Annotated in this window: 2 protein-coding genes and 1 pseudogene; all 3 read right to left on the bottom strand. The window is 61.3% G+C overall.

All coding sequences use genetic code 11. From position 1 onward, the window contains the following. Positions 1-733 (bottom strand): annotated as a pseudogene (locus R3175_RS18060) (hypothetical protein); the annotation flags it as partial. Further along, positions 730-1,332, bottom strand: coding sequence for a DUF4123 domain-containing protein (locus R3175_RS18055; protein WP_318945734.1), 603 nt, complete (start codon positions 1,330-1,332; stop codon positions 730-732). The pseudogene R3175_RS18060 and the gene R3175_RS18055, both read right to left, overlap by 4 nt. Beyond that, on the bottom strand, positions 1,329-2,582 hold a 1,254-nt coding region (locus R3175_RS18050), incomplete at its 5' end, for a type VI secretion system Vgr family protein (protein ID WP_318945733.1). The genes R3175_RS18055 and R3175_RS18050, both read right to left, overlap by 4 nt.

The following is a 2,582-nucleotide window of genomic DNA, read 5'->3' as shown; positions in this document are numbered from 1 at the left end:
TGCCCGTCAGTTCCCGGTAGCTGGCAGGCAGGTGAATGATATCCTGGCCGGATTCCAGTGACTCGATGTAGTCCCAGCTCCACTGCTGTTCCGACCAGGCCAGTTCGACGTCGCCAATGGTCCATTCGGCCCGGGCAATCCCCTGGAAGCGGGCCGGGACCCAAAGCGTGTCCAGGGCGACACTCACGGCAGGTCGGTCATCCAGGCTGACCCGGTCCTCGGGCGTGGTAGCCAGCTTGGCCCGCTCTCGCCAATGGGCCAGGTCAACATCCCTGAGCTTGCCATTTTCGTCTGTTTGGAGTTCCCGCCAGAGAATGCCCTTCCAGAACACGTACAGGTAACCCGGGCGTAGCAGTGCGTGTCCCCGCTCTCCATCCACCCAGGGCAAGCTTGCCAGTGGATAGACAGGAAACAACAGGTTGGGCTGGGTGCGGGCGGTAAGCCGGGTTGGTTGCACATCGTCGAGCAGGGGCAGTCGCAGTTGCCCTCCCTGCTCGGTTTCGATGGTCATTGTCAGGGTATGATCAAAACGCTCCGCACGGTCGACCGTGTAGTCGCATTCGTAACGCTGGTGCCATTGCTTCTGCGCCATGGTGAGCGCATTAACGACTCTACCGTTTTTCTCCAGCACAAGTCCGTGACCTGGATGAATGTCCGTGCCCGCCACTTCAACGTAAAGTCGTTCAGGTTCTTTGCAGGGAGTACCCGCAGTAATCTCTCCTATATCGGTCATGCCTGAACCTCCTTCCAATTCCGTTTGGCAACAATCCCGCTGAAGATGGCTTCCTGATTGGCCCTGTCCAGGTTTAACCAACCAGGCTCCAAAGGGTACTCATCCTCTGGGTTCGGTTTCCTGAAATCGCTTTCACCCACATCGTTTCCCAGGAGCCACAACCATTTGTTGATTGGGCCATGAAACCTTCCCTTTTCGATATCGGTCAGCGAAGGATAGAGCGCGCTCATGATCCAGGAATCGTGAAAGCGGAAGATGGCTTCCGTGCCACCCTCCACGTTAACGGACACCAACGTTTGCAGATGTCTCGCCACGCGGTCCTGGCTCAACTCAGTTGCCAGGTAAGAGCCTGCCAGGCCGGGAAAACTCCGGGACCACGCTGTATGCCAGCCTTGAGGCTCGTCCAACTTCAACAAGATGGGGCTGGCCTTTGCCAGGGCTTCATATTCAGTGCCTTGAAAAAGGGGAACCCACTCTGGATCCGCGATGTGGCGATACATAAGTTCACGGGTGTCATAGGCAGGGTGCGCCCCTTCAAGCACAGCAAACCAATTGAGTGAGGGCTCAAACTTGATGTCCTCAGGACGACGCTTGATCATTGTCCGCCCCCCGTACAAGGGCAGTGCTTGAGTGGGCAGCTGCCATCGGGCTGCTCCATACATTTGTTGACCAGAGCCAGATCCTCCACAGCCGCAAGTTCCAGCAACTCGATCGTTTTGTCCCGCTTTCCGATAGGTCTTACCGATACCTCCGCCGTTGTCACCAGCGCTACGGCACCGCCGTTCCTATCCACCGTTCCAGGCATCCCTGGCACCTGTACACTCTGCCCCGAGCCACTCCCCGGCGCGCCGCCGGAATTGATCTTCAACGTCGGCCCGGACAGGGTGACGCCGCTGGGGTCGAGTTTGAGGAAGCTGCCGCCGGCGGCGATGGTCAGTTCTGCGCCGGCGTCCATGACGACCTTGGCGCCGGCCTTGTGGTGCACCTCGGTGCCGGCTTCGCTGAGGGTGGCCTGGGCGGTCTTCTGGTGGAAGGTGCCGCCGATGGTCTCACTGGCGTCGCCGCCGACGGATTCCCGCCGTTCGCCGTCCACGGTGAGGTGGTCGTTGGCCTGGATATGGCCGACTCTGTCATTTTCGACCGTCAGGTGACTGTCGTGCTTGATCACCTCGGTGCGGTCGTTTTCGGTGAGCAGGTCCAGGTCCTTCTGGGCATGAACATAGATCTGCTCCTGGCCGGCCTCGTCCTCGAAACGCAGTTCGTTGCTGCCCTCGCCCTTGTGGGTCTGGGTTTTCAGCACCGTGCGGGTTTTGTGCTCCGGCAGTGCGTAGGGCGGTGTGTTGGTGGCGTGGTAGGTGCGCCCGGTGATGATCGGCTGGTCCGGGTCGCCGTCGAGGAAGCTGACGATGACCTCATGGCCAATCCTTGGCAGGGCCATGAAACCGTACTGGCCGCCGGCCCAGCCCTGACTGACGCGGAGCCAGGCGCTGCTGTGTTCGTCATTCTCCGCACTTTCTACCTCGCCTGGCCGCAGGCGCCGATCCCAGGGGAAACGGACCTTGACCCGGCCGTGTTCGTCGCAGTGGATCTCCTCCCCTGCCGGGCCGGTGACGATGGCCATCTGGGGACCGTCCATCAAGGGCCGCTCCACCGCCGTTGGATGGAGCCGCCAGGTGCGGTCGGCGGGCATGGCGGTGAAGGTGTTGCCGTAGCTGGTCGGCTCGGAGCCGCCCTCCTCTTCCAGGGCCTGGGGCTGTTTGCCGGTGTGGACGATGCCGGTGAGCAGCCAGTCGCGGTTGAGCGGATCTTGCTGGTGGCCGGTCAGGGGCAGCTTGGCGCCGGCGGCGAG

Origin of the sequence: Marinobacter sp., assembly GCF_033722735.1 — a bacterium.
In the GTDB taxonomy this organism is placed as follows: domain Bacteria; phylum Pseudomonadota; class Gammaproteobacteria; order Pseudomonadales; family Oleiphilaceae; genus Marinobacter.
Note: the sequence above shows the minus strand (reverse complement) of the source record. Positions and strands in the feature narration are given on the sequence as shown.